Below are 26,455 nucleotides of genomic sequence, written 5' to 3' on the forward strand. Positions count from 1 at the left end.
ATCAGAGCGTTCCTCGCCCCGGGGCGCGTCACACCCCGGACGGGACCTCAGTCTTCTCGTCCGAGCTCTCACCTTTTCCCTCGCTGCCGGCGAGCGCCTGGTTGCGGCGCACGGAGGACCAGAACGACCAGGCGATCAGGACGACGCCGACGAGACCGGTGACGACCTCGTTGATCTGGTACTGGATGGTGACGAGGAGGATCACGGCGAGCGCGCCGATCGCGTAGTGCGCGCCGTGCTCCAGGTAGACGTAGTCGTCGAGGGTGCCCTGGCGGACCAGGTAGACCGTCAGCGACCGGACATACATCGCGCCGATGCCGAGGCCGAGCGCCATCAGGACGATGTCGTTGGTGATGGCGAAGGCGCCGATCACACCGTCGAAGGAGAAGGACGCGTCCAGGACCTCCAGGTAGAGGAACATGAAGAACGCGGCCTTGCCGACCAGGAGGATCGCCGAGCGCTGCTTGCCGGCGCGCTTGGCCTCTTCCTCCTCCTCGTGCTCCCGCTCCTCCTCTTCCTCGAGCCGGTCCTCGAAGTAGCCGGAGAGACCGCCGACGATCATGTAGGTGATCAGGCCGGCGATGCCCGCGATCAGCACCGTCTGCGCCTTGTCGACGTGAGCGCCGCCGTGCTGGTGGGCGTGGGCCGCGAAGGTCATGGAGGAGATCAGCAGGACGATCAGCGCGAGGCAGACCGACAGCATGTCGACCTTGCCGAGCTTGGCCAGCGGACGCTCGATCCAGCGCAGCCACTGGATGTCCCGGTCCTCGAAGATGAAGTCCAGGAAGATCATCAGCAGGAACATGCCGCCGAAGGCGGCGATCGCCGGGTGGGCGTCGGTGACGAGCTGCTGGTACTGGTCCTTGTCCGTCAGCGCCAGATTGACCGCGTCTATGGGGCTCTTCTTCGCGGTGACGGCGACGATCACCACGGGGAAGACGAGTCGCATACCGAAGACGGCGATGAGCACGCCGACCGTGAGGAAGATCTTCTGCCAGAAGGCATTCATCTTCTTCAGGATCCCGGCGTTGACCACCGCGTTGTCGAAGGACAGCGAAATCTCGAGGATGGACAGGATCGCCACGATGCCGAAGGCGGTCCACCCCCCGTAGAGGACCGCGGCGGCCAGGCCGGCCGCGGTGACCACGAACGACCAACCGAAGGTTTTCAGAAGCACTGGCTACCCAATCCGTATCTGTACGGGTCTCCCCCGTTGCCGTACCCGGCTTTGCCTAATGTTGACCACGAGTCTAGAGGGGGAGTGGCCCGGCCGGTCCACTTGCTTCGGCCGGACCCCGCAGCCGCAGGCCGGGGAGCGCGGACCGGCTCCCTCGCCGATCATGAGGAAGGCGGGACGAGGCCTCTACGCGACGTTGACCCCGAAGTCCAGGGCGATGCCGCGCAGGCCCGACGCGTACCCCTGTCCGACGGCGCGGAACTTCCACTCGCCGCCGTAGCGGTAGACCTCGCCGAAGATCATGGCCGTCTCCGTGGAGGCGTCCTCGCTGAGGTCGTAGCGGGCGAGTTCCTGGCCGTCGGCCTGGTTGAGAACCCGGATGTAGGCGTTGCTGACCTGGCCGAAGGTCTGGCCGCGCTCGTCGGCAAGGTGGATGGAGACCGGGAAGACGATCTTGTCGCACTGGGGCGGCACCTTGGCGAGGTCGATCAGGATCGTCTCGTCGTCGCCCTCGCCCTCGCCGGTGAGGTTGTCGCCGGTGTGCTCCACGGAGCCGTCCGGGCTCTTGAGCTGGTTGTAGAAGACGAACCACTCGTCGCCGAGCACCCGGCCGTCGCTGCACAGCAGTGCGCTGGCGTCGAGGTCGAAGGGTGCCCCGGTGGTGGAGCGCGCGTCCCAGCCGAGTCCGATCATCACGTGTGTGAGGTTGGGTACGGCCTTGGAGAGGGAGACGTTGCCTCCCTTGGCGAGCGTGACGCCCATGATGCTGGTCCTCCCCGAAGTACTGCGTCGTACCGGGGGCGGTTCCCCCGGGTGGTCCGGGGGCGGTTCCCCCGGGTGGTCCCGGGCCGGACCCCCGGTGGTCGGAGGCCGGCCCTGGTGGCCGGGATGTGGCCCCGGTGTCCCGAAGGCCGCATCCCGGCCACCTCGGGAGCCGAATCCCCGAAACCCCGTGGAGCCCCGGCCCCGCTACCGCGAGCCCGCACCCCCGGCGCCCGAGAACCCGGACCCCGCTTCCTGGGAATGCCGCGCCCGGAACACGAGAGCCCGGACCCCCGATACCGGGAAGCCCGAGCCCTCGGCGCCTGGGAGCCCGGCCGCGTGCCGGAAGCCCGATTCCCCTCTGCCGGGGGCCCGCCCCCGGTGTCCGCGGATCGGGACTCCCGCCGGATCCCCGTCCGTCCGGCGCCGCCATACGTGCGGTGCGGCGCCGGACAGCGGTGACGGACGGTGACGCGACCGCGCGAGCGCTCCGGCTCAGACGTTCACGCCGAAGTCCTGCGCGATGCCGCGCAGTCCTGACGCGTAGCCCTGGCCGATGGCACGGAACTTCCACTCGCTCCCGTGGCGGTACAGCTCGCCGAAGACCATGGCGGTCTCGGTAGAGGCGTCCTCGCTCAGGTCGTACCGCGCGATCTCCTGCTGGTTGGCCTGGTTGACGACGCGGATGAACGCGTTGCGCACCTGGCCGAAGGACTGCTGGCGGTTCTCGGCGTCGTAGATCGAGACCGGGAAGACGATCTTGTCGACGTCGGCCGGGACCCCGGCGAGGTTGACCTTGATGACCTCGTCGTCGCCCTCGCCCTCACCGGTGAGGTTGTCACCGGTGTGCTCCACCGAGCCGTCCGGGCTCTTGAGGTTGTTGAAGAACACGAAGTTCTGGTCGCTGCCGACCTTCCCCGAGGAGTTCAGCAGCAGGGCGCTGGCGTCCAGGTCGAAGTCGGTGCCGGTCGTCGTGCGGACGTCCCAGCCCAGACCGACGAGGACCGCGGTCAGGCCCGGGGCCTCCTTGGTCAGTGATACGTTGCCGCCCTTGCTGAGGCTGACTCCCACGAGTCCTCCCATTGGTGTCCAGGGGCGGGGAGCCCCGTGGTGCGTTGGTGTCGGGTATCGGATCAACGAATCGATCCTAGTGACCGGTTCCCGCGCCCCGCAGGGCTTGGAACCGAAGAATCACAGGGTGTCGAGCGCCTTCACGTACTCGTTCAGGTCACGCGCGTGCGGCAGGTCGTTGACGACGGTCCACCGCACCACGCCCTCCTTGTCGATGATGAAGGTCCCGCGCACCGCGCAACCCTTGTCCTCGGCGAAGACGCCGTACGCGCGCGAAATGTTGCCGTGCGGCCAGAAATCGGACAGCAGGGGGTACTCCAGGCCCTCCTGCTCGGCGAAGACGCGCAGCGTGTGGATGGAGTCGTTGGAGACGGCGAGCAGCTGGGTGTCGTCGTTGACGAACGCCGGCAGGTTGTCGCGCAGCTCGCACAGCTCGCCGGTGCACACGCCGGTGAAGGCGAAGGGGTAGAAGAGCAGCACCACGTTCTTGTCGCCGCGGAAGTCCGAGAGCTTCACGGTCCGGCCGTGGTTGTCCTTGAGCTCGAAGTCGGGGGCCTTGTCGCCGACCTGGATCGCCATGGTCCTGCATCCCTTCCGGTGGGCTGTTCGGGGTGGGACCACCCTACGCAGCGATCACCGCGGGCCGGCGGACGGGCTGAGCGTTTCAGCCCGTCCGGGGTCCGGGAAACAGGCCGTTCAGGCCCGTACGGAGGTCCGGGCACCGGACCTCCGGGGACCGTCACCGGGGCGGAGGGTCACTTCTTGGGCTTGGCCGCCTTCGGCGTCACCAGCCGGCTCCCGCTCCAGTCCTTGCCCACGCTCACGCTCTTGGACGCCGACAGCCCCGCCGTCGTCGCGGCTTCGGAGATGTCGCTCGGCTCCACGTAGCCGGTACGGCCGGTCTTCGGCGTGAGGAGCAGGATGGAGCCGCCTTCTTCGATGTACGTGGTGGCGTCCACCAGCGCATCCGTCAGGTCGCCGTCCTCGTCGCGGAACCACAGCACCACGGCATCGGCGACGTCGTCGTAGTCCTCGTCCACGAGCTCACCGCCGATGGCTTCCTCGATGGCCTCGCGGAGCTCCTGGTCGACGTCGTCGTCGTAGCCGATCTCCTGGACCACCTGCTCGGGCTGGAACCCCAGCCTCGCGGCAGGGTTCGTCCGCTCCTCCGCGTGGTCCGCGGTCGCGCTCACGGGTTGCCTCCTGATCATGTCTTGGTGAGTATCTCAGCCACGCGCGTACGCGAAGCATTGGCCGTAGTCCACACGGGCGGGACGGATCGCGCAAGTACCTGGCGGTTCAGACCGCCGAAACGGTGACGATCCTGGCCGTGTCGCCGCAACTCCTGTCACGGTACCGCGCCCGGGAGTGATCTACATCACACCATTCTGCCCGGTTTGCGCACTCCGGAATCCTTCACCGGTGCGAGGGTCGAATGGCCCTTCCAGAGGTGTCACAGCGCGGGCGTATCGTTGCGTTTTGGTCGGGCTCATCCCGCAAAACCGGTCCGCCACCATGGTTACCACTCGGTAGAGATGACGTTTCGCTCCCCCCAGGTACACGATGGGGACCGGTGCAGGCACAGGCAGAAGTAGCCCTCTGACAGGTAAGGAACAGCGTGGCTTCCGGATCCGATCGTAATCCGATCATCATTGGCGGCCTTCCGAGTCAGGTTCCTGACTTCGACCCCGAAGAGACCCAGGAGTGGCTGGACTCCCTCGACTCCGCCGTGGACCAGCGCGGCCGCGAGCGGGCCCGCTACCTGATGCTCCGTCTGATCGAGCGGGCCCGCGAGCGGCGCGTGGCCGTGCCCGAGATGCGCAGCACGGACTACGTCAACACCATCGCGACCAAGGACGAGCCGTTCTTCCCCGGCAACGAGGAGATCGAACGCAAGATCCTCAACGCCACCCGGTGGAACGCCGCGGTCATGGTCTCGCGCGCCCAGCGGCCCGGGATCGGGGTCGGCGGCCACATCGCCACCTTCGCCTCCTCCGCCTCGCTGTACGACGTGGGCTTCAACCACTTCTTCCGCGGCAAGGACGAGGGCGACGGCGGCGACCAGGTCTTCTTCCAGGGCCATGCCTCGCCGGGCATCTACGCCCGCGCGTACCTCCTGGACCGGCTCACCGAGCAGCACCTGGACGGGTTCCGCCAGGAGAAGTCGAAGGCCCCCTACGGCCTCTCCAGCTACCCGCACCCGCGTTCCATGCCGGACTTCTGGGAGTTCCCGACGGTCTCCATGGGCCTCGGCCCGATCGCCGCGATCTACCAGGCCCGTATGAACCGCTACATGGAGGCGCGCGGCATCGCGGACACCTCCAGGTCCCATGTCTGGGCGTTCCTCGGCGACGGCGAGATGGACGAACCGGAGTCGCTCGGGCAGCTGACCCTCGCCGCCCGCGAGGGGCTGGACAACCTGACCTTCGTCGTCAACTGCAACCTGCAGCGCCTCGACGGCCCGGTCCGCGGCAACGGCAAGATCATCCAGGAGCTGGAGTCGGTCTTCCGCGGCGCCGGCTGGAACGTGATCAAGCTGATCTGGGACCGCACCTGGGACCCGCTGCTGGCCCAGGACCGGGACGGCCTCCTGGTCAACAGGATGAACACCACGCCGGACGGCCAGTTCCAGACGTACGCCACCGAGTCCGGCGCCTACATCCGCGAGCACTTCTTCGGCGACGACCAGCGGCTGCGCGCCATGGTCGAGAACATGACCGACGACCAGATCCTGCACCTGGGCCGCGGCGGCCACGACCACCGGAAGATCTTCGCGGCATTCTCAGCGGCCAAGGCGCACAAGGGCCAGCCGACGGTGATCCTGGCCAAGACGATCAAGGGCTGGACGCTGGGCCCGAACTTCGAGGGCCGCAACGCGACCCATCAGATGAAGAAGCTCACGGTCGACGACCTCAAGCGCTTCCGGGACCGCCTGCACCTGCCGATCTCCGACAGGGAGCTGGAGTCGGGCCTGCCGCCGTACTACCACCCGGGCCGGGACTCGGACGAGATCCAGTACATGCACGACCGCCGCAAGGGACTCGGCGGTTACGTCCCGACCCGTGTGGTGCGCTCCAAGCCGCTCCCGCTGCCCGAGGACAAGGTGTACGCGACCGTCAAGAAGGGCTCCGGCCAGCAGTCGATCGCCACGACCATGGCGTTCGTACGCCTGCTGAAGGACCTCATGCGGGACAAGGAGCTCGGCAGGCGGTTCGTGCTGATCGCGCCCGACGAGTACCGCACCTTCGGCATGGACTCGTTCTTCCCGAGCGCCAAGATCTACAACCCGCTCGGACAGCAGTACGAGTCCGTGGACCGCGATCTGCTCCTCGCGTACAAGGAGTCCCCGACCGGCCAGCTGCTGCACGACGGCATCTCGGAGGCGGGCTGCACGGCGTCGCTGATCGCGGCCGGCTCGGCGTACGCCACCCACGGCGAGCCGCTCATCCCGGTGTACGTCTTCTACTCGATGTTCGGTTTCCAGCGCACTGGCGACCAGTTCTGGCAGATGGGCGACCAGCTGGCCCGTGGTTTCGTGCTGGGTGCGACCGCCGGGCGTACGACGCTGACCGGTGAGGGCCTGCAGCACGCGGACGGCCACTCGCAGCTGCTCGCCTCGACCAACCCCGCGTGCGTGGCCTACGACCCCGCCTACAGCTACGAGATCGCGCACATCGTGCAGGACGGTCTGCGCCGGATGTACGGCTCCTCGCCCGAGCACCCGCACGGCGAGGACGTCTTCTACTACCTCACCGTCTACAACGAGCCCATCCAGCACCCGGCCGAGCCGGAGAACGTGGACGTCGAGGGCATCCTCAAGGGCATCCACCGCATCAGCGAGGGCACCTCGGGCAGCGTCCCGGCACAGATCATGGCCTCCGGCGTCGCCGTGCCGTGGGCGATCGAGGCGCAGCGGATCCTCGCCGAGGACTGGAACGTGCGCGCGGACGTCTGGTCGGCGACCTCCTGGAACGAGCTGCGGCGGGAGGCGGTCGAGGTGGAGCGGGACAATCTGCTGCACCCGGAGGAGGAGCAGCGCGTTCCGTATGTGACCCGGAAACTGAACGGGGCAGAGGGTCCGTTCGTGGCCGTGTCCGACTGGATGCGATCGGTTCCGGACCAGATCGCACGCTGGGTGCCCGGCCCCTACCAGTCCCTGGGTGCGGACGGCTTCGGCTTCGCGGACACCCGCGGTGGGGCCCGCCGCTTCTTCCACATCGACGCGCAGTCGATCGTGGTCGCCGTGCTCACCGAGCTGGCGAAGGCGGGCGGGATCGACCGCTCGGTGCTGAAGCAGGCGATCGACCGCTACCAACTGCTCGACGTGGCGGCTGCCGACCCCGGCGTGGCCGGCGGCGACGCCTGACCCGGCCTGCGGATCGCCCCCGAAGGGCGGCGGGGGCGTCACCCCCGCCGCCCTTCGGGCTTTTCTACGATGCCCGTATGAAAGAGACATCGGCACGGGCCCGCTGGGAGCACTACACCGGGCGGCCCCTGCTCGCGCTGGCGATCGCGTTCGCCGTCGCGTACGGCGTGCCGATCGTGGACACCGACGCGAGCCCCACGCTGACGACCGCGTGCACGGCGGTGGAGTGGGTGGTGTGGGCCGCGTTCGCCGCCGACTATCTGGTGCGGCTCGGGCTCAGCGAAAGGCGCCTCGAATTCGTCCGTACGCAGTGGCCGGACCTGTTCGCGGTGGTCCTGCCGATGCTCCAGCCGCTCAGGCTGCTGCGGATAGTGGCCACGCTCATACTCGTGGGGCGGCGGGCCCGGATGGCCTCGCAGATCCGGCTGACGACGTATGTCGGCGGGACGGTCGTCGGGCTGCTGATGTTCGGGTCGCTGGCCGTGCTGTCGGTGGAGCGGGACTCGCCGAACGGGAACATCAGGACCCTGGGCGACGCCGTGTGGTGGTCGTTCACGACGATGACGACGGTGGGGTACGGGGACCACGCGCCGACCACCGGGCTCGGCCGGGTGCTCGCGGTGGGGCTGATGCTCTCCGGTATCGCCCTGCTCGGTGTGGTGACCGCGAACATCGCCGCCTGGTTCATCGCGCGGTTCGAGCAGGACGACGCGGTGGAGCGACGGCAGACGGCGGCGATCGAGGCACTGACGGAAGAGGTACGGGCCCTGCGGGCGGAGGTCGCCGCGCTGTCCGGGCCGCCGCCCGTGCCGCATCCCCACGCCCCGGAGGAGACCGGCCCCCGGCCGTAGCCGGGGCCGTTCGCACCGGCCCCTGGGCAAGGCTCGCTCGCGCACCGGACGGTCCCGGCACCCGGCCTCAGGAGCCCCGGCCATCGACCGGACCATCACCGCGCCACCGGCTCAGGGGCCCTTCCCATCGACCGTCTCCGCGCTCCCCCGGACCAGGAGCCCCGGCCATCGAACGGACCCTCTCCGCCCCCGATCAGAAGACGCGGCCCTGCACCGGCCCCTCACCGCACTCCCCCGGACCAGCGACCCCCGGCCGCGGGCAAGGCATCCGCACTCCCCCGGACCAGCGACGCCCGGCCGCGGGCAAGGCATCCGCGCTCCCCCGGACCAGAGGCCCGGCCACCAACCGGACCCGCTCCGCCCCCGATCAGAAGGCGCAGCCCTGCACCGGCCCCTCACCGCGCTCCCCCAGACCAGCGACCCCCGCCCGTACACCAGACCGTCACCGCACAGCCCCCGGCCGCAGACGAGGCATCCGCACGCCCCCGGACCAGAGCAACCCGTTGCCCGGACCGCCCGTGGTGCCCGTCAGCCAGAGGAGGGCCAGGAGCGTGTCGGTCGCTCCCAGGACGAGGGCCACCAGGGCCGTCACCGGGCGGGTGTTTGACCGGCCGCGGCCCAGGGCCAGCCGGCCTCACACGACCGCGACCGGTCCCAGAACGATGCCGAGGGCGAGGAACCCGGCGATCGCGCATACGACTCCGACGATCCCGAGTGTCGTGCGATCGGGTCCTCCCGCCCGCGCTCGGCTCCGCCCGGCCGAAGGGAACTCCCAGCGGGACCGGGGCGGCCCCTGGAAGGGAGGTGTCCGCGCGTGCCGCGCTCGAAGTCCACCATCATCAACTCCCGGAACTTCGTGGTCAGTTCGGGTCCGATGTGGTGGGTACCCCGCGGTGTTCGGGCCAGACCTGCCTGCGCGCTGCCCCCCTCCGGCAGCGCGCCGCAGTCGGCCGTCCTCCGGGTCCCACGACCCTGCCGTGCGAAGGACGCGACCACTGTGACCTGCGGCGCGCGCGGGTGGGGAGGGATCTTGAGCGCCTTCACCCTGATGAGCGAACGCACCCCGCCCGGCGTCAGATGTGCGCGGCCCCCGCGCCCGCCTCCGCGTTCTCGCCGCGCTTGGTGAGCAGCGCCACCAGCACGGCGACCGCCGCCACGCCCGCGGCGACCAGGCAGGCCAGGCTCATGCCGGAGATGAACGTGTCGTGCGCGACAGCCGTGATCTTCTCGGCCACCACCGCCGGAACGCCCTTCGGCACCGGGGCGACCCCCACCTGGACCGCCTGCGACGCCTGGTCGAGCTGGGCGGGGGTGAGCGGCGGCAGCTGGGCGGCGGCCCAGTTGCCCGGAAGGTCGTTGTCGACGCGGGAGGCCATCACCGCGCCCAGCACGGCCGTGCCGAGGCTGCCGCCGATCTGCATCGCGGCCTGCTGGAGGCCGCCGGCGACGCCGGAGAGCTCCATCGGCGCGTTGCCCACGATGACCTCGGTGGCGCCGACCATCACCGGGGCGAGGCCGAGGCCGAGCAGGGCGAACCAGATCGACATGACGGCGCTGCCGGTGCCGGCCTCCAGCCTGGACATGCCGAACATGGCGACCGCGGTGAGCACCATGCCGCCGGCCAGCGGGATGCGCGGGCCGGCCTTGGTGATCACGGCGCCCGCGAGCGGGGAGCCGACGATCAGCATGCCGGTCAGCGGCAGCAGGTGCAGGCCCGCGTCGACCGGGCTCATGCCGTGCACGTTCTGGAGGTAGAAGGTGACGAAGAACAGACCGCCCATGAAGGCGATCGCCATGAGGACCATCAGGATGGCACCCGCCGACAGCGGCACCGAGCGGAACAGCGCCAGCGGGATCAGCGGCTCCTTCACCTTCGTCTCCCAGAAGGAGAAGAGGACGAAGCCCGCCACGGACGCGCCGATGAACAGCCACGTCTTGCCGTCGCCCCAGCCCCAGGACGGGGCCTTGATGAGCGCCCAGACAAGGCAGAACATGCCGCCCGACAGCAGTGCGATGCCGAGCAGGTCGAAGGAGCGCGGCGCGTTCTCGGCGCGGTGGTCGGTGAGGATCAGCAGACCGAGGAGGAGGGCGAGGGCGCCGACCGGCACGTTGATGAAGAAGACGGACTGCCAGCTGACGTGCTGGACGAGCAGACCTCCGAGGATGGGGCCGCCCGCGGTGGAGGCACCGATGACCATGCCCCAGATGCCGATGGCCATGTTCAGCTTCTCGGCGGGGAAGGTGGCCCGCAGCAGGCCGAGCGCGGCCGGCATCAGCAGCGCGCCGAACAGGCCCTGGAAGACACGGAAGGTGATGACGAGGGCGATGCTGCCGGAGAGGCCGATGGCGCCGGAGGAGGTGGCGAAGCCCACCACGCCGATCAGGAAGGTCTGCCGGTGTCCGAAGCGGTCGCCGAGCTTGCCCGCGGTGATCAGGGTGACCGCGAGGGCGAGGAAGTAGGCGTTGGTGATCCACTGGACGTCGGCGAAGCTCGCGCCCAGGTCCTTGGCGATGGCGGGGTTGGCGATGGCCACGATGGTGCCGTCGAGGGCGACCATCATCACGCCGATGGCGACGGCTACGAGAGTGAGCCACGGATGCCCGCGCAGCCCTCGCCCCGGCGCGCCATCCGGCGGGGCCATCGACGTACTGGACGCCTTGTCCCCCGGTTCCGTCGCGTCGACGGTGGTCTGACTAGTCATGAGGTCGAGGCTAATGACAGCCTCTGACAAATGACAAACCAGTTCACAAGTCGGTAACTGCCACGCCACTCACGGATAGGATGAACCGGGCGGATGAACGAAATGAGGACCCATGGAGACGGCCCCGCGGCCGGGACTGCGCGAGCGCAAGAAACGACGCACCCGGGACGCGCTGCTGCGCTCCGCCCTGGAGTTGTTCCTCACCCGGGGGTACGAGCGGACGACCGTCGACGAGATCGCCGCGGCCGTGGACGTCTCGCAACGGACCTTCTTCCGCTACTTCGCCGGCAAGGAGGAGGCCGTCTTCTTCGCGCACTCCGTGGCGGAGTCGCACTTCCTGGAGGCGGTGCGCGGGCGGCCGCCGCACGAGGCGCCGCTGGAGGCGCTGCGCCAGGCCGTACGGGAGGGCTGGGACGGCATCGGCGAGGCCGTCGACCGATTCATCCCGGTTGAACTGCATTTGCGCACGTATAGGTTGATCGAGTCGACACCCGCCCTGCTCGCCACCCATCTGCGCCGCTCGGCGGAGCTGGAGGAGGAGATCGCCCGTGCGATCGCCGAGCGCGAGGGGCTCGACGTGGACGCGGACCCGCGGCCGCGCGTCGCGGTGGCCGTGTTCGGCGGGGTGATGCGTGTGACGGAACGGCTGTGGAGCGCGCGGGAGGACCTCAGCGTGGCCGCCATCCGCGAACTGACGGCCTCTTACCTCGACGCCGTGGGCCCCGCGTTGGCCGAGAAGTGGCGCGCGGAGTAGTTCCGCACCGATCCCGTACCGGTTCCGCATCGGCCCCGTACGGGTCAAGTGAATTCCCGCTCCCGCGGCGCGGGCCGCCGCCGACGGGGTGAACCCGCGGTCACACTCGGTGCGGGAGTAGGCGCACTTCATCGGCGCAGCGTGATGATCGAGCATAAGGTGTATCCGTTCTGCCGCAATTGGCGCACGAGAAACGTGAGACGCGTCACTCGGTTAACGCGAGACACTCTCGTTCTCCTAGTGTGTCCTTCCAGTGACTTCCTTCGACACCTCCCCGCAACTCAACGTCTGGCGCGCGCTGCTCGCGCTGGCTGTGGTCTTCGTGATGCTCGCGACGACCGGCTGGACCGCCGTGCGCAGCCACCGCGGCCTCACCCCCCTGCAGGCGTCGCGCTCCGCGTGGGAGCACGGCAGGATCGCCGGACGTGAGCTGCCGGACCTGGACGAACCCCCGGCCCGGCTCGCCGCCTTCTTCGCCTCGCTCAGCGCCCGCCAGCGCTCCCGGCTCGCCCACCGCTACCCGCTCGCGGTCGGCAACATGAACGGGGCCCCGGTACGGCTGCGCTACGACGCCAACCGCATCGCCCTCGCCGGGCAGCGCAACGTCGAGCGCGCCCGGATGCACGACGACCGGCTGTCGCCGGTGGGCCAGCGGGAGGCCGGCCGCCTCATGAACCGCTTCGGGGCGCTGATGCGCAAGGACCGGCAGATCCTCGCCTTCGACCCGGAGGGCTCGGGCCGTATCGCCGAGGTCCTCGGGAACCTCGACCGAGCCGAGCGGATCTCGGTCGTCGTCCCCGGCGTCGACACCGACCTGCTCACCTTCCAGCGCACCTTCCGCAAGTACTCGGCACCGGTCGGCATGGCCAGGTCGCTGTACGCGGCGGAGCACGAGAGGGACCCGCACACCCGTACGGCCGTGATCGCCTGGGCCGACTACACCGCGCCCAGCGGGCTCGGCATGGAGGCGGCGACGGCGATGCGCGCCACGGAGGGCGCCGTCCGGCTCAACGCCCTGCTGCGCGCCCTGCCCGGCCGCACACCGGTCCAGCTGTACTGCCACAGCTACGGATCCGTGCTGTGCGGGGTGGCCGCGCACCGGCTGCCGGCCCGCGTGTCCGACATAGCGGTGGCGGGCAGCCCCGGTATGCGGGCCCGCACGGCGGAGGGCCTGCACACCACGGCCCGCGTGTGGGCCATGCGGGACGCCGACGACTGGATCCAGGACGTGCCCTACCTGGAGGTCGGCGGCCTCGGTCACGGCGCCGACCCGGTCTCCCGGGGCTTCGGGGCGCGGGTGCTGTCCGCGCGGGGGGCGAAGGGTCACGCCGGTTATTTCGAGCCGGGCACGGAGAGCCTGCGCAACTTCGCCGACATCGGCACCGGCGCATATGACTCGGTGCTGTGCGCCGACGACGGTGGAGGCTGCCGGGCGGGTTTGTCCGGTGCTGTGCCGGCCGGACGCGCGTAGAGGACCAGTAATTGCGGTCTGTCAGGGGAGGCGACGGAGGAGCGCGTGCCGCATACGATGAGCCGCATGGGTGACGTACTGGCCGGATTTCATACCGCCTGGGAGTTCGAGTCCGACTCCGTGCTCATCCGCTTCGAACGGGGAATCCGGACGCCGAAGCTGCTCCAGGCGCTCGGCGAACGCCGCATACCCCTGGAGGCGATCGCGGGGGTGAAGGTCGCTGCGGGGAAGCGCGGGACGGTCGTCCTGCAGGCGGTGCCGCGGCCCGGGGCCGACCCGCTGATGGAGGCGGCGGCCGGACAGCTCAAGGAGACCTCCGACCCCTACCGGCTGGTCCTGCCCGCCGACCGCGAAATCCTCGCCGAGTACTACGCGGACGAACTGCGCACCCTGCTCGCCGAGGACCCTGGGCCGGCCGAGCGCTTCCTGGTCGCGCCGCCCGAGGCCCCCCTGCAGTTCAAGGCGTACGACGGGAAGGCGTCCTTCGACGGCAAGGCCGTGTCCTTCCGCTGGTCCTGGACGGGCGCGTCCTCGGCCAAGTGGAAGGCCGGCGACCAGAGCTTCCCCATCACCGGTCTGAGCGGTGTCGAGTGGCGCTCCCCCGAGGTCTTCGAGGGCCATCTTCGGCTGCTGCACCGCGACCCGGCCGGCGCCGCGCAGCCGGCCCAGCCGGACCAGGACCCCGCGGCCGTGATCTTCGGGCTCGGCTACGGGCCGGTGCACGAGTCGCTGCCCTTCGCCGCCTCGGTGCTGGCGGCCGTGCGAGCCGCGGGCCCCGCCCCGGCCGTGGGCCCCGCCGCTCGCCGCGATCCGGCGGACATCGCCGAGCGGATCCGGCACCTGGGGGAACTCCACGAGGCCGGGCTCGTGACGGACGAGGAGTTCTCCACGAAGAAGGCGGAGTTGCTGGCGGAGCTCTAGACGGGCTGGGGTCGAGCGGGACTTCCGGAGCGTGCCGTTCCGCCGTTGGGTGCATCAGGGTGGCGTCGACGGCTGGCGATCGGGCGGCCTGCAGGCGGCCTGCGCGGGGCTCGTACAGGACCATGCCTCGGAGGGCGGCTCCGCCATGGCCGACATGGCCGAACGCGTCGGCGAGAACGCCGGCCCGGCCGAGCGCTTGCCGGTCGCGCCGCCCGAAGCGCCCCTGCAGCACGGCCTGGTCGAATTCCCGCTCCCGGAGGGTGCGGGCCGCGCGTCGGATTGTCGGGCAGCGCGTCACCGACACGGTGCCCCGGACAGCCTCACCTGGCCGCCCGGCACGGTCACCGCACCGGGCGAAGGTTCAGGGCCGCCGCACCCGCGGCCGACTGCGGAACGGTGAACCGTGTCGACCTCATTGCGCGCCGTACACGTCCGGTATGTCGAGTATCCGGAGGAAGGCGGTCGCTGCAGGTGTGCGGCTGCCTGGACTCCAGATGACGTATTCGACGCGGGCAGGCGCGTCGATGACCTCGATGGTGGTCACGCCGCTGAGTTGGGCCACGTACGCGGAGGGGAGCATCGCCACCCCGAGGCCCTGCCCGACCATGCGGGCCAGGAAGTCCGCGTTGGTCACCTCGAACGCGACATCGCGGGTGAGACCAGCGGCGGAGAAGGCCAGGTCGGATTGGGCGCGACCGGCGGTCTTGGCCGGCAGATCCACGAACACCTCCGAGGAAAGTCTTCGAAGGTCCACCGCTGGTTCATCGGCGAGGGGGTGATCCGGGGCGACCACGGCGACGAGCCGGTCACGGGCGAGTTCACGGACGCCCACCCCTTCGGGGCGCGCTGTGGTCGGCAGCCCGAGGAAGGCGACCTCGACGGCTCCTTGCTTGACCTGCTCGACGAGATCGTCGCTCGCACCCACGCGCAGGCTGATGCGCACCTTCGGGTACTGCCGGCGAAAGTCGCGCAGCGCGCGCGGGATGTCGACGGCAGCGACGGACGGGATCAGACCGACGGACAGCCGCCCACGAACCTCGCCGATGGCGGCGGCGACCTCGACGGCCGCGCGCTCGGCGGCGTCCAGGCATTGGCGGGCGGCGGGCAGGAACGCCGCACCGGCCGGCGTCAGCCGCACCCGGCGGGTGGTGCGCTCGAACAGCCGTGCACCCAACTCCTGCTCCAGACGCGCGATTTGGTGGCTGAGGGCGGACTGGACGACCAGGCAGCGCTCGGCGGCACGGGTGAAGCTGTTCGTCTCGGCAACGGCGACCACGTAGCGCATCTGCTGAAGCTCCATGGAATCCATCTTGCATCAAGATAAATGAGATGACGAACATGCGTTGGACTCATTGATGTCTGCCGGGCCAGAATCTGAGCGTGCCGCGTCCTGCACCGCACGGAGTTTCTGACGGGAGCCGGCGCAACGGGCTCGACCGGGAAATTGCACCTCACATCCTTTCCGGTAGCGCTCGTGGCGTGAGTACAAATCCCACCGTTACCGCCGACTTTCGCTGTCGGCGAATCGATCCGGGCAGCGGCAATCAGATTTCGACCGGAAGGACCACCCCATCATGACCGGCACGCCGTCCAGTCGGCAGGAGCGGACAGTCGTCGGCACGCGGGGCGACCCACACTGCCCGTGGGCGTGGATCACATCCCGATGTATGGGAACGCGGATTCACCGCGAGAAGGTCGGATTCGGGCACGTCATGATGCTTGCGGCTCCTGCCGGTGCCGGTCTGCCCGCAGAACTCGTCGAGGTGGCGGACACGACGGAGTACGACAAGGCACTGCGCGCCAGTCACCATGCCGGAATGGACCCCGTCGGTTCCGAGGTCGGCACTCCGGTCATCCACGTTCCCGGTTCCGACGGCGAACTCATCGCGTTCCGTCTCTGGGGCGGTGTTCTCTCCACGGCGGGTACCGACGGTTTTTCGGGCTGAAGCGCACGCATACCCGCGATGCCGTTTCTTCGAGCACGAGACGTTCTCGATTCTGCAGACGGCCGGAATCCTGGTGATCCTCGTCGCCGTGGTGCTCGCGCACCCCCGGCCGGGCAAGGCGCGTGGGACCGCCGCCAAGACGTCTCCGGCCGGTGCGGATTCCGCAGCGCTCGGGCCGGAGCCCGCCGCGGAACGGGGCGGGACACGTTCATGACGCCACCCATCACCTGCACCTGCACCTGCACCTGCACCTGCACCTGCACCTGCACCTCAGCACATCGTGGGAGAGAAGCAATGTCCTTACAGGAACAAGAACGCTCGTCCTCAACCTTGAAGGCATGGCTCGGTGTTGCTTCCATCACCGCCAGTCTGTTCGTCTTCCTCACCACTGAGCTGATGCCCGTGGGCCTGCTCACTCCGCTGAGCAAGAGCCTGCACATCTCAGTCGGTGCCGCCGGCCTCATGGTGACCGCGCAGGGTGTCGCGGCCGGGCTCGGCGTACCGTTCATCGTGGCCTGGACCAGGCGCGTCAACCGACGCCTTCTCCTGTCCGCGCTGCTCGCGGTACTGGCCCTGGGCAATCTCATCACCGCCATCTCACCGAACTATCCGCTGATCCTCGGGACGCGGCTCTGTATGGGATTCGCCAGTGGCGTCTTCTGGGCTATTGGCGTGAGCATGGCAATGCGGATCGTTCCCGAGCGCCACGCGAGCCGGGCGGCCGCGGTGGTGATGTCCGGCATCTCCATCGCCACAGTCGTGGGCATTCCCCTGGGTACCATCGCCGAGGCCCATACGAACTGGCGGATCACCTTCGCCGTCTGGTCCGGCCTCAGCCTGCTGGTGTTCCTCGCGGTCGCGTCGATCGTTCCGTCGCTGCCGTCGGAGAACGCGGTCTCGGTCCGGGAGGTCTTCGGGCTGCCGGTCAAGAACGGGCAGCTGCGTACGGTGCTGTTCGTCGTCATCTTCTTCGTGCTCGGCCACTTCGGTGCGTACACCTTCGTGCGCCCCTACCTGGAGGACAACGCATCCGCCACGTCCACCTTCATCACGGTCGTGCTGATCATCTTCGGTGCCGGCGGTGCCGCCGGGAACTTCATCGCCGGATACACGGTGAACAAGAGCCTGCGAGGCACCTTCGTCGTCGGGCTCGTGGGACTCCTGACGGCCCTGCTGCTGCTTCGTGTCGTCGGTGGCGGAGAGGCCGGCGTCGTCGTCGCGCTGATCCTGTGGGGGCTCTCCTTCGGCGCCGTGCAGTTGTCCCAGGTCAACATGACGCTCGCCGCCGCGCCTGACACCTTCGAAGCCGCGATGTCGCTCAACACCATGGCGTACAACACATCCATCGCGCTCGGAGCGCTGTTCGGCGGACTGTTCGTCGATCACTTGGGTGTCACGAGCGTCATCTGGTTCGGTGTGATCCTGGCAGGGACGTCGCTGCTCCTCAGGCTGAGCACCGGCCGGAGGGGGAAGACCTCGAACGCCGTCGCCGAGGACGACCTGGTGGCGCCCACCGCTGGATGAACCGTCCTCACGAGGGAGCGGGGCGCGCGCCAGGCGCCGGCGCGCGCCCCGCAGGAATTCCGCGGCCCGTCCCACGAGACGGGGCACGGCCGGCCGACGAGGAAGCGGAGACAGCCCGCTGCTGCGGGGATTCCACGGCAGGCGACAGCCGGCGGGACGCGGCGAGCACATCCGGCATAACGCCACCGGCCGCCCAGGCACCCGCCAGCCGCCCGCCGGCCCGGCGGTGCGCGCGGCTACTCCCGTCCCGCCGACGCGAACGTCATGTCCGGGTAGCGGTCGCCCGCCACCTTGGAGGCGATCGGCTCCAGCAGGGCCAGTTCGCTCTCGCTCAGCACGATCCGCGTCGCCGCCGTGTTCTCCTCGACGCGCGAGCGCTTGGTCGTCCCCGGGATCGGCACCACGGGCAGGCCGCGCACCGCCGCCTGCTGCCGCACCCAGGCCAGCGCGATCTGCGCCGGTGACACGCCGTGGGCCCCGGCGACGGTCCGGACCGGCTCCAGGAGCGCCGCGTTGGCGCTCGCGTTCTCCCCCGTGAAGCGGGGCATCGTGCGGCGGAAGTCCTGGTCCGTGAGGTCGGTGTCGGCGTTCGAGAAGGAGCCGGTGAGGAAGCCGCGGCCGAGCGGCGAGTACGGCACCAGGGCCACGCCCAGTTCCTTGGCGGCCGGCACCACATGCGCCTCGATGTCCCGGCTGAACAGCGACCACTCGGACTGCACGGCGGCGATCGGGTGCACCGCCTGCGCCGCGCGCAGTTCAGCGGCCGTGACCTCGCTCAGTCCGAGGTGCCTCACCTTGCCCTCGCGCACCAGCTCCGCCATGGCGGCGACGGTCTCCTCGATCGGCACGTTCACGTCGCGGCGGTGCATGTAGTAGAGGTCGATCACGTCGACCTCCAGGCGCCTGAGGCTGGCCTCGACGCACTGGCGGATGTACGGGGGGTCGTTGCGGATGATCCGCTTGTACGGCTCCTCGGGCGGGGACGAGATCCCGAACTTGGTGGCGATCACGACCTCGTCCCGGTGCGCCTTGAAGAACGGCGACAGGAACGTCTCGTTCTCGCCCGCGCCGTACGCGTCCGCGGTGTCGTAGAGCGTGACGCCCAGCGCCAGCGCCCGCTCCAGGGCGGCCCTCGACTCCCCTGCGTCCGCGGGGCCGTACGCCCAGCTCATCCCCATGCAGCCGAGGCCCTGGACCCCCACCTCGGGCCCGTCGGCGCCGAGCCGCACCGTCGTGATCCTGTTGTCCGTCATCGCGGCCTCTCCGACGCCGGGGCGCGCCCGGCGTCCGCGTAGAAATCGATCTTGCGGTTGAGCACCGAGAGGGTGTCCTGCAGCTCCGCGATCCGGGCGAGCACGTTCCGGCGGGTCGTCTCCAGGAGTTCGCAGCGCTCGGCGTAGGTGTGGTCGCCCTCACGGACCATCTCCGCGTAGCGCACCATGTCGGCGACCGGCATTCCGGTGAGCCGCAGTTTGCCCACGAGGTCGAGCCAGTCCAGGTCCGTGTTGCAGTAGCGTCGCTGACCGGTGTGCGAGCGGTCGATGTGCGGCATCAGCCCGATCCGCTCGTACCAGCGCAGGGTGTGCGCGGTCAGGCCGGTGAAGGCGACGACCTCGCTGATCGTGTAGCTGTCCTCGCCATCGGGACGGGGGTGCCGCTCGGGCGGTGCGGAGCAGACGTCGGTTCCTTGCTCGGCTTCCTGGGCCAAGGTCTCGATCACCGTCATGACCACCACGCTAGAACCTTCGAGCACACTCCAAGCAAGCGGAACCAGGCGAAAATGCCGAGACTCGACCGGGTGGGGCTGACTAGCGTGCGGACCATGAGTCTCGTACGACGGGCCACGCACGAGGACGCCGAGGAAGTGCTGCGGCTGCGGCAGATCATGCTCGATTCCCTGTTCCCCGCCGGCTCCTCAACGGAATGGCACGACGAGTCCCTGCCGACGGTGCGCCGCCGGCTCGCCGACCGGGACGGCGACTTCGTGGCCTTTGCGATCGACCATCCGCAGCGGCCGGGGGCGCTCGCGGCGCTCGCGGCCGGCACCATCGAGTACCGGATCGGCCGGACGGGCAATCCGCACGGGCGGGTGGGGCACGTCTTCAGCGTCGCCACGGATCCCGGCGCCCGCCGCCGCGGCTACGCGCGCGCCTGCATAAAGACCCCGCTGGGCTGGTTCCGGGAGCAGGGCGCCCTGCAGGCCGAGCTGAACGCGTCCGCCCAGGCCGAGCCGCTGTACGCGTCCCTGGGCTTCGTCCGCAAGCCGGACCCCTCCATGTGGCTCCAGCTGTGAAGCGCTTAGCCTCATACCCATGTCCCTGCAGAGTCTGGCGCTGATCGAGAACTGGCCCGTCCCCACCGCCGCCGCGGCCACCGTCCGTGCGGACGGCACCGTCCCCGGCACCCGCGGTCCGGTCGACCACCGCTTCGCGCTGGCCTCGGTCACCAAGCCGCTCGCCGCGTACGCCGTGCTCGTCGCGTACGAGGAGGGAGCGGTCGAACTGGACGAGCCCGCCGGTCCTCCCGGCTCGACGGTCCGTCATCTGCTCGCGCACACCTCCGGCCTGGCCTTCGACGAGCACCGGGTGACATCGGCGCCCGGGGAGCGGCGCCTGTACTCGAACGCCGGGTTCGAGGTGCTCGGCGACCATGTGGCGAAGGCCACGGACATCCCGTTCGGCGAGTACGCCCGCCAGGCCGTCCTGGAGCCGCTGGGCATGACCTCGACGAGCCTCGACGGCTCCCCCGCCAAGGACGGCGTCTCGACGGTCTCGGACCTCGCCCGGTTCGCGGCCGAGGTGCAGGCGCCGCGCCTGCTCGATCCACGGACGGTGGCCGAGGCGATGACGGTGCAGTACGCCGGGACGAAGGGCGTGCTGCCCGGCTACGGTCACCAGAACCCCAACGACTGGGGCCTCGGCTTCGAGATCCGCGACGCGAAGTCGCCGCACTGGACGGGGCGTTCGTCCTCGCCCCGGACCTTCGGCCACTTCGGCCAGTCGGGCACGTTCCTGTGGATCGACCCCGACGCGGGGGTGGGGTGCGTCGCGCTGACGGACCGGGCGTTCGGACCGTGGGCGATCGAGGCATGGCCGGTGTTCACGGACGCGGTGCTGGCGGAGCTGCGGGGCTGAGCCCCGTGCCGTCCTACCTCGACAGGCCGGAGGTGTCCGCCATCTCCCAGATCAGCAGCTCCGCCGCCGTCACCCCCACCGCCTCCAGCTCCTTCGCGTCCGTGATCCGCGCCGCGTCCCCCGGTCCCAGTTCCTCCCCCTCCAGGCGCACGTCTCCGCGCACCACGTGCACGTACGCGTACGCCGCGTCCGGTACCGCGGTGCGCTCCCCCGCCCCGAGGCGCCGTACGTGCAGCATCGCGCCCGCCTCCGGGACCGCGTACGGTGTGGGGTCCGCGATGCCGTGGACCACCTCGTAGCCGGGCTCGCCGCCCGGTTCCAGGGGGACCAGCCACATCTGGACGAAGGCCAACGGGACGTCGGCGGCGTTGCGTTCCGCATGCCGGACACCGCCTGCCGCGCTGAGGCGCTGCACGTCGCCGGGGCGGATCACGGAGGTGCGGCCGGTGGAGTCGCGGTGGGTCAGCTCGCCCTCCACCACCCATGTGACGATCTCCGTGTGGCTGTGCGGATGCTCGTCGAAGCCGGCGCCCGGTGCGAGCCGCTCCTCGTTGCAGGCGATCAACGCGCCGAACCGGAGGTTGTCCGGGTCGTAGTGAGGGCCGAAGCTGAAGGCGTGCAGGGACTCGACCCCGGCGCCCGGGTCCCCTCCGCGGTAGCGCCCGCCGGCGCGCCGTACGTCCATCACGGTCCCCACCGTAGCTCCGTGCCGTCCACCCATCGGGACCCGCGCCGCACGGTCCCGTCCCGATAAGGCAGTCTTGTCCCCGTGCCCGAACCCGAAGCCAGGAACACCGAGACCGCAGCGCGTTCCGTCCATCCGCATGCCGCGACCCTGAAGCGGCTGGAGAAGTCGTCCGGAAGCCTCGCCGCGCAGGCCATCGCGCGCATGGACGAGACGCTGCCGTGGTACCGGGCGATGCCCCCGGAGAACCGCTCCTGGATCGGTCTGGTGGCCCAGGCGGGTATCGCGGCGTTCACCGAGTGGTTCCGGCATCCGGACGCCCCGCAGGCCATCTCCACCGATGTGTTCGGCACGGCTCCCCGCGAGCTGACCCGGGCCATCACCCTGCGGCAGACCGTGGAGATGGTGCGCACGACCATCGAGGTCATGGAGTCCGCCATCGACGAGGTGGCCGCTCCCGGCGACGAGTCCGTGCTGCGCGAGGCGCTCCTTGTGTACGCCCGTGAGATCGCCTTCGCCACCGCCCAGGTCTACGCCCAGGCCGCCGAGGCGCGCGGCGCCTGGGACGCGCGGCTGGAGTCGCTCGTCGTCAACGCCGTGCTCAGCGGGGAGGCCGACGAGGGGGCCGTCAGCCGGGCCGCGGCGCTCGGCTGGAACTCGCCGGAGCACGTGTGCGTGGTGCTGGGTACCGCGCCGGACGGTGACAGCGAGCTGACGGTCGAGGCCATCCGGCGGGCCGCCCGGCACGCCAAGCTGCAGGTGCTCACCGGTGTCCTCGGGGACCGGCTGGTGGTGATCGCCGGAGGCAGCGACAATCCGCTCGCCGTCGCCAAGTCGCTCATCGGGCCGTTCGCCGCGGGTCCCGTGGTCGCCGGGCCGATCGTGCCCGATCTGCTCGCCGGGACCCGCTCCGCCCAGGCCGCCGCGGCGGGCCTCAAGGCGTGTTCTGCCTGGCAGGACGCGCCGCGCCCGGTCCTGGCGGACGATCTGCTGCCGGAGCGCGCGATCGCCGGTGATCCGAGCGCGCGGGAGCAGTTGGTGGAGGAGATCTACAGACCGCTGGAGGAGGCGGGCTCTGCGCTCCTGGAGACCCTCAGCGTGTATCTGGAGCAGGCATCCAGCCTCGAAGGCGCGGCCCGCATGCTCTTCGTTCACCCGAACACCGTGCGCTACCGGCTCCGACGTGTGACTGACGTCACCGGGTGGTCGCCCTCTGATGTACGCTCCGCGTTCACCCTGCGGATCGCGCTGATCCTGGGCCGTCTCGTCGAAGGAGATCTCCCGACCTGACTCTTTGTCGAGGGCCCACAAAACCCCCTGCGGTTCTTCGTCCCTGTCCTCACGGGCGGCCCCGGCCGTCCCCAAGAGAGAGTGTGAGAGTGCTCGTACTCGTCGCTCCCGGCCAAGGCGCCCAGACGCCCGGTTTCCTGACCCCCTGGCTCGAACTCCCCGGCGCCGCCGACCGCATCGCCGCCTGGTCGGACGCCATCGGGCTCGATCTCGCCCACTACGGCACCCAGGCGGACGCCGACGCCATCCGGGACACGGCCGTCGCCCAGCCGCTGCTGGTGGCCGCCGGTCTGCTGTCCGCCATGGCACTGGGTGACATCGTTCCCGGCGCCGTCGCCGGCCACAGCGTCGGCGAGATCACCGCGGCCGTCTTCGCAGGCGTCCTGGACGACGCGGCCGCGCTGACCCTCGTACGCAAGCGGGGCCTGGCCATGGCCGACGCCGCCGCCATCACGCCCACGGGCATGTCGGCGCTGCTGGGCGGCGACCCCACGACGACAATTCCGCACCTGGAGAGGCTCGGCCTGACCCCGGCCAACGTCAACGGTGCCGGGCAGATCGTCGCCGCCGGCACCCTTGAGCAGCTCGCCGCCCTGCAGGAGGACAAGCCCGAGGGCGTGCGCCGCGTCGTCCCGCTGAAGGTGGCGGGCGCGTTCCACACGCACCACATGGCCCCCGCGGTCGACGCCCTGGCGCAGGCCGCCGAGGCGCTGACGCCCGCGCAGCCGAAGGTCGCGTACGTCTCGAACAAGGACGGGCGGACCGTCGACACCGGCGCAGAGGTGCTGCAGCGCCTGGTCGGCCAGGTCGCCAGCCCGGTCCGCTGGGACCTGTGCATGGAGACCTTCGAGAAGCTGGGCGCGACCGCGCTGATCGAGGTCAGCCCCGGCGGCACCCTGACCGGCATCGCCAAGCGCGCGCTGCCGGGCGTCACGGCCCTGGCCCTGAAGACCCCCGACGACCTCGCCGCGGCTCGCGATCTGATCGCCGAGCACAGCGCCTGATGGAGGAGCCCGAGAGCATGTCGAAGATCAAGGCACGGAAGGGCGCTCCGTACGCGCGCATCCTCGGCGTGGGTGGTTACCGTCCCGTCCGGGTCGTGCCCAACGAAGTGATCCTGGAGAGGATCGACTCCTCCGACGAGTGGATCCGCTCCCGCTCCGGCATCGAGACGCGGCACTGGGCGAACGACGAGGAGACCGTCGCCGCCATGTCGGTGGAGGCGGCCGGCAAGGCGATCGCCGACGCCGGGATCCCCGCCGAGCGGATCGGCGCGGTCGTCGTCTCCACCGTCTCGCACTTCAGCCAGACCCCCGCCGTCGCCACCGAGATCGCCGACAAGCTCGGCACCGACAAGGCCGCGGCCTTCGACATCTCGGCGGGCTGTGCGGGGTTCGGCTACGGCCTCACGCTCGCCAAGGGCATGATCGTCGAAGGGTCCGCGGAGTACGTCCTGGTCATCGGCGTGGAGCGGCTGTCCGACCTGACCGATCTGGAGGACCGGGCCACCGCCTTCCTGTTCGGTGACGGCGCGGGCGCGGTCGTCGTGGGCCCGTCCGAGGAGCCGCACATCGGCCCGACCGTGTGGGGCTCGGAGGGCGACAAGGCGGAAACCATCAAGCAGACCGTGCCGTGGAACGCCTACCGGGTCGGCGACGCCTCCCAGCTCCCGCTCGACGACCAGGGCAACGTCAAGTTCCCGGCGCTCACGCAGGAGGGCCAGGCGGTGTTCCGCTGGGCCGTGTTCGAGATGGCGAAGGTCGCCCAGCAGGCGCTGGACGCGGCCGGGATCACCGCGGACGACCTGGACGTCTTCATCCCGCACCAGGCGAACGTGCGGATCATCGACTCGATGGTGAAGACTCTCAAGCTGCCGGAGCATGTCACGGTCGCCCGTGACATCCGCACCACCGGCAACACCTCGGCCGCCTCGATCCCGCTCGCGATGGAGCGGCTCCTGGCGACCGGCGAGGCGAAGAGCGGCGACACCGCGCTCGTCATCGGCTTTGGGGCGGGTCTCGTGTACGCCGCGACGGTCGTTACTCTCCCCTAGGCACTCCGTGCCGGATCTTCGGTCCGGCACGGGCACTGCACGCACCTGCCGCTGACGCGGTGGGCGCCACACCCTCTGGATATCTACGAAGGAGCGCCTGACATGGCCGCCACGCAGGAAGAGATCGTCGCCGGTCTCGCCGACATCGTGAACGAGATCGCCGGCATCCCGGTGGAGGACGTCCAGCTGGACAAGTCCTTCACCGACGACCTGGACGTCGACTCGCTGTCCATGGTCGAGGTCGTCGTCGCCGCCGAGGAGCGCTTCGACGTCAAGATCCCCGACGACGACGTCAAGAACCTCAAGACGGTCGGTGACGCTGCCGACTACATCCTCAAGCACCAGGGCTGATCGACCGATCACCTGGGCGGACAGCCAGGCGCCGGGCCCGTGGCCCGGTCGTCGGGCCGCCGCCCCGCCACCCGGCGGTGGCGCCGTCGAATCCTCGTATCCGTTGGAGAAAGAATTCCCGTGAGCCCGACCAATCGCACCGTGGTCGTCACCGGTATCGGCGCAACCACACCGCTGGGTGGCGACGCGGCCTCTACCTGGGAGGGCCTGGTCGCCGGCAAGTCCGGTGTCCGTGCCCTGGAGCAGGGCTGGGCCGCCGAGCAGGCGGTCCGCATCGCCGCACAGATCGCCGTGGAGCCGTCGGAGGTCATCCCGCGGCCCCAGGCCCGACGCCTGGACCGCTCGGCGCAGTTCGCGCTGATCGCGGCCAAGGAGGCGTGGGCGGACGCCGGATTCACCGGCAAGGCGGGCGAGGACGGCAGCGTCGACCCCGACCGGCTGGGCGCGGTCATCGCCTCCGGCATCGGCGGTGTGACAACCCTCCTCGACCAGTACGACGTGCTCAAGGAGAAGGGCGTCCGCCGTGTCTCCCCGCACACCGTGCCGATGCTGATGCCGAACGGCCCGGCCGCCAACGTGGGCCTGGCCGTGGGCGCCCGCGCCGGTGTGCACACCCCGGTCTCCGCCTGCGCGTCGGGCGCCGAGGCCATCGGCTACGCCATCGAGATGATCCGCAGCGGCCGCGCCGACGTGGTGGTCGCCGGCGGTACGGAGGCGGCGATCCACCCGCTGCCGATCGCCGCGTTCGGCAACATGATGGCGATGTCCAAGAACAACGACGACCCGCAGGGCGCCTCACGCCCCTATGACACGGCCCGCGACGGCTTCGTCCTCGGCGAGGGTGCGGGCGTCCTGGTCCTGGAGTCGGCCGAGCACGCCGCGGGGCGCGGTGCCCGCGTCTACGCGGAGGCGGTCGGCCAGGGCATCTCCGCCGACGGCCACGACATCGTGCAGCCGGAGCCCGAGGGCCGCGGCATCTCGCACGCCCTGCAGAACCTGCTCGACAACACCGGCCTGGACCCGGCCGAGATCGTGCATGTGAACGCGCACGCCACCTCCACGCCGGCCGGTGACGTGGCCGAGCTGAAGGCGCTGCGCAAGGTCTTCGGCGACGACGCGGACCACATGGCGGTCTCCGCGACCAAGTCGATGACAGGTCATCTGCTCGGCGGTGCCGGGGGCGTGGAGTCGGTGGCAACCGTCCTCGCGCTCTACCACCGCATCGCCCCGCCGACGATCAACGTCGAGAACCTCGACCCCGAGGCCGAGGCCAACGCCGACATCGTCCTCAGCGAGGCCCGCAAGCTGCCCGTCCAGGGCCGCATCGCCGCGCTGAACGACTCGTTCGGCTTCGGCGGGCACAACGTGGTGCTGGCGTTCCGGACCGTCTGACGGTT

24 protein-coding genes are annotated in these 26,455 nt (G+C 70.2%); 14 read left to right on the forward strand and 10 right to left on the reverse strand.

Annotation, left to right across the window (positions count from 1 at the left end):
* Positions 1-28: 28 nt before the first annotated feature.
* The 5 genes from ACFSL4_RS06850 to ACFSL4_RS06870 all read right to left on the reverse strand — a co-directional run bounded on the left by ACFSL4_RS06850 (position 29) and on the right by ACFSL4_RS06870 (position 4,203).
* Positions 29-1,177 carry a DUF475 domain-containing protein gene (locus ACFSL4_RS06850; RefSeq protein ID WP_381079596.1) on the reverse strand — a complete coding sequence of 383 codons (1,149 nt, stop codon included), beginning with the start codon at positions 1,175-1,177 and terminating at the stop codon, positions 29-31.
* A 186-nt stretch (positions 1,178-1,363) separates the two neighbouring features.
* Positions 1,364-1,939, reverse strand: coding sequence for a TerD family protein (locus tag ACFSL4_RS06855; protein WP_381079598.1), 576 nt, complete (start codon positions 1,937-1,939; stop codon positions 1,364-1,366).
* A 495-nt stretch (positions 1,940-2,434) separates the two neighbouring features.
* Positions 2,435-3,010, reverse strand: coding sequence for a TerD family protein (locus ACFSL4_RS06860; RefSeq protein ID WP_381079600.1), 576 nt, complete (start codon positions 3,008-3,010; stop codon positions 2,435-2,437).
* 120 nt (positions 3,011-3,130) lie between these two features.
* Positions 3,131-3,589 carry a peroxiredoxin gene (locus ACFSL4_RS06865; RefSeq protein WP_381079602.1) on the reverse strand — a complete coding sequence of 153 codons (459 nt, stop codon included), beginning with the start codon at positions 3,587-3,589 and terminating at the stop codon, positions 3,131-3,133.
* 176 nt (positions 3,590-3,765) lie between these two features.
* Positions 3,766-4,203 carry a DUF3052 domain-containing protein gene (locus ACFSL4_RS06870; RefSeq protein WP_381079604.1) on the reverse strand — a complete coding sequence of 146 codons (438 nt, stop codon included), beginning with the start codon at positions 4,201-4,203 and terminating at the stop codon, positions 3,766-3,768.
* Between the two features lie 425 nt (positions 4,204-4,628).
* Between ACFSL4_RS06870 and aceE the strand changes: the two genes are divergently transcribed.
* Together aceE and ACFSL4_RS06880 are read left to right on the forward strand one after the other, a co-directional pair.
* Entirely contained in the window at positions 4,629-7,376 is a 2,748-nt protein-coding gene (aceE, locus tag ACFSL4_RS06875) for a pyruvate dehydrogenase (acetyl-transferring), homodimeric type (RefSeq protein WP_381079606.1), read from the forward strand.
* A gap of 77 nt (positions 7,377-7,453) precedes the next feature.
* Complete coding sequence (locus ACFSL4_RS06880; protein ID WP_381079608.1) at positions 7,454-8,227, forward strand: potassium channel family protein; 774 nt, start codon at positions 7,454-7,456, stop codon at positions 8,225-8,227.
* A gap of 1,073 nt (positions 8,228-9,300) precedes the next feature.
* Here ACFSL4_RS06880 and ACFSL4_RS06885 read toward each other — a convergent pair.
* On the reverse strand, positions 9,301-10,869 hold the full coding sequence (locus ACFSL4_RS06885; protein WP_381079676.1) for an MFS transporter: 1,569 nt from the start codon (positions 10,867-10,869) through the stop codon (positions 9,301-9,303).
* A 172-nt stretch (positions 10,870-11,041) separates the two neighbouring features.
* Between ACFSL4_RS06885 and ACFSL4_RS06890 the strand changes: the two genes are divergently transcribed.
* The 3 genes from ACFSL4_RS06890 to ACFSL4_RS06900 all read left to right on the forward strand — a co-directional run bounded on the left by ACFSL4_RS06890 (position 11,042) and on the right by ACFSL4_RS06900 (position 14,075).
* A complete protein-coding gene (locus ACFSL4_RS06890) occupies positions 11,042-11,683 on the forward strand; it encodes a TetR family transcriptional regulator (RefSeq protein WP_381079610.1) in 642 nt (213 codons plus the stop codon).
* 253 nt (positions 11,684-11,936) lie between these two features.
* Positions 11,937-13,154, forward strand: coding sequence for an alpha/beta hydrolase (locus ACFSL4_RS06895; RefSeq protein WP_381079612.1), 1,218 nt, complete (start codon positions 11,937-11,939; stop codon positions 13,152-13,154).
* 66 nt (positions 13,155-13,220) lie between these two features.
* Positions 13,221-14,075 carry a DUF4429 domain-containing protein gene (locus ACFSL4_RS06900; RefSeq protein WP_381079614.1) on the forward strand — a complete coding sequence of 285 codons (855 nt, stop codon included), beginning with the start codon at positions 13,221-13,223 and terminating at the stop codon, positions 14,073-14,075.
* 412 nt (positions 14,076-14,487) lie between these two features.
* On the opposite strand, the gene ACFSL4_RS06905 is transcribed toward ACFSL4_RS06900, so the two are convergent.
* Positions 14,488-15,375: a LysR family transcriptional regulator gene (locus ACFSL4_RS06905; protein ID WP_381079616.1), complete on the reverse strand. Its 888-nt coding sequence runs from the start codon at positions 15,373-15,375 to the stop codon at positions 14,488-14,490.
* A gap of 367 nt (positions 15,376-15,742) precedes the next feature.
* Here ACFSL4_RS06905 and ACFSL4_RS06910 point away from each other — a divergent pair, with 367 nt between their 5' ends.
* Positions 15,743-16,021 (forward strand): mycothiol-dependent nitroreductase Rv2466c family protein, encoded by a 279-nt coding sequence (locus tag ACFSL4_RS06910; protein ID WP_381079618.1) that lies wholly within the window; start codon positions 15,743-15,745, stop codon positions 16,019-16,021.
* 330 nt (positions 16,022-16,351) lie between these two features.
* Positions 16,352-17,545 (forward strand): MFS transporter, encoded by a 1,194-nt coding sequence (locus tag ACFSL4_RS06915; protein ID WP_381079620.1) that lies wholly within the window; start codon positions 16,352-16,354, stop codon positions 17,543-17,545.
* A gap of 236 nt (positions 17,546-17,781) precedes the next feature.
* On the opposite strand, the gene ACFSL4_RS06920 is transcribed toward ACFSL4_RS06915, so the two are convergent.
* Positions 17,782-18,798 carry an aldo/keto reductase gene (locus ACFSL4_RS06920; RefSeq protein WP_381079622.1) on the reverse strand — a complete coding sequence of 339 codons (1,017 nt, stop codon included), beginning with the start codon at positions 18,796-18,798 and terminating at the stop codon, positions 17,782-17,784.
* Positions 18,795-19,271 (reverse strand): MerR family transcriptional regulator, encoded by a 477-nt coding sequence (locus ACFSL4_RS06925; protein WP_381079624.1) that lies wholly within the window; start codon positions 19,269-19,271, stop codon positions 18,795-18,797. Before ACFSL4_RS06925 ends, ACFSL4_RS06920 begins: the two co-directional genes overlap by 4 nt.
* Positions 19,272-19,367: 96 nt before the next feature.
* Here ACFSL4_RS06925 and ACFSL4_RS06930 point away from each other — a divergent pair, with 96 nt between their 5' ends.
* Entirely contained in the window at positions 19,368-19,838 is a 471-nt protein-coding gene (locus ACFSL4_RS06930; RefSeq protein ID WP_381079626.1) for a GNAT family N-acetyltransferase, read from the forward strand.
* Positions 19,839-19,857: 19 nt separating this feature from the next.
* On the forward strand, positions 19,858-20,679 hold the full coding sequence (locus ACFSL4_RS06935) for a serine hydrolase domain-containing protein (RefSeq protein WP_381079628.1): 822 nt from the start codon (positions 19,858-19,860) through the stop codon (positions 20,677-20,679).
* Between the two features lie 13 nt (positions 20,680-20,692).
* Here ACFSL4_RS06935 and ACFSL4_RS06940 read toward each other — a convergent pair whose 3' ends face one another.
* Positions 20,693-21,367, reverse strand: a complete 675-nt coding sequence (locus ACFSL4_RS06940; protein WP_381079630.1) for a pirin family protein — start codon at positions 21,365-21,367, stop codon at positions 20,693-20,695.
* An 81-nt stretch (positions 21,368-21,448) separates the two neighbouring features.
* Between ACFSL4_RS06940 and ACFSL4_RS06945 the strand changes: the two genes are divergently transcribed.
* The 5 genes from ACFSL4_RS06945 to fabF all read left to right on the forward strand — a co-directional run bounded on the left by ACFSL4_RS06945 (position 21,449) and on the right by fabF (position 26,450).
* Positions 21,449-22,654, forward strand: a complete 1,206-nt coding sequence (locus ACFSL4_RS06945; protein ID WP_381079632.1) for a PucR family transcriptional regulator — start codon at positions 21,449-21,451, stop codon at positions 22,652-22,654.
* An 89-nt stretch (positions 22,655-22,743) separates the two neighbouring features.
* On the forward strand, positions 22,744-23,658 hold the full coding sequence (locus ACFSL4_RS06950) for an ACP S-malonyltransferase (RefSeq protein WP_381079634.1): 915 nt from the start codon (positions 22,744-22,746) through the stop codon (positions 23,656-23,658).
* 17 nt (positions 23,659-23,675) lie between these two features.
* A complete protein-coding gene (locus ACFSL4_RS06955; RefSeq protein WP_381079636.1) occupies positions 23,676-24,707 on the forward strand; it encodes a ketoacyl-ACP synthase III in 1,032 nt (343 codons plus the stop codon).
* A gap of 102 nt (positions 24,708-24,809) precedes the next feature.
* Positions 24,810-25,058, forward strand: coding sequence for an acyl carrier protein (locus ACFSL4_RS06960; protein WP_381079638.1), 249 nt, complete (start codon positions 24,810-24,812; stop codon positions 25,056-25,058).
* A gap of 120 nt (positions 25,059-25,178) precedes the next feature.
* The gene (fabF, locus tag ACFSL4_RS06965) at positions 25,179-26,450 is read left to right on the forward strand and encodes a beta-ketoacyl-ACP synthase II (RefSeq protein ID WP_381079640.1); all 1,272 of its coding nucleotides are present in this window, start codon (positions 25,179-25,181) and stop codon (positions 26,448-26,450) included.
* Positions 26,451-26,455 lie beyond the last annotated feature (5 nt).

This window comes from Streptomyces caeni, assembly GCF_042678285.1.
Classification (GTDB): Bacteria; Actinomycetota; Actinomycetes; order Streptomycetales; family Streptomycetaceae; genus Streptomyces; species Streptomyces caeni.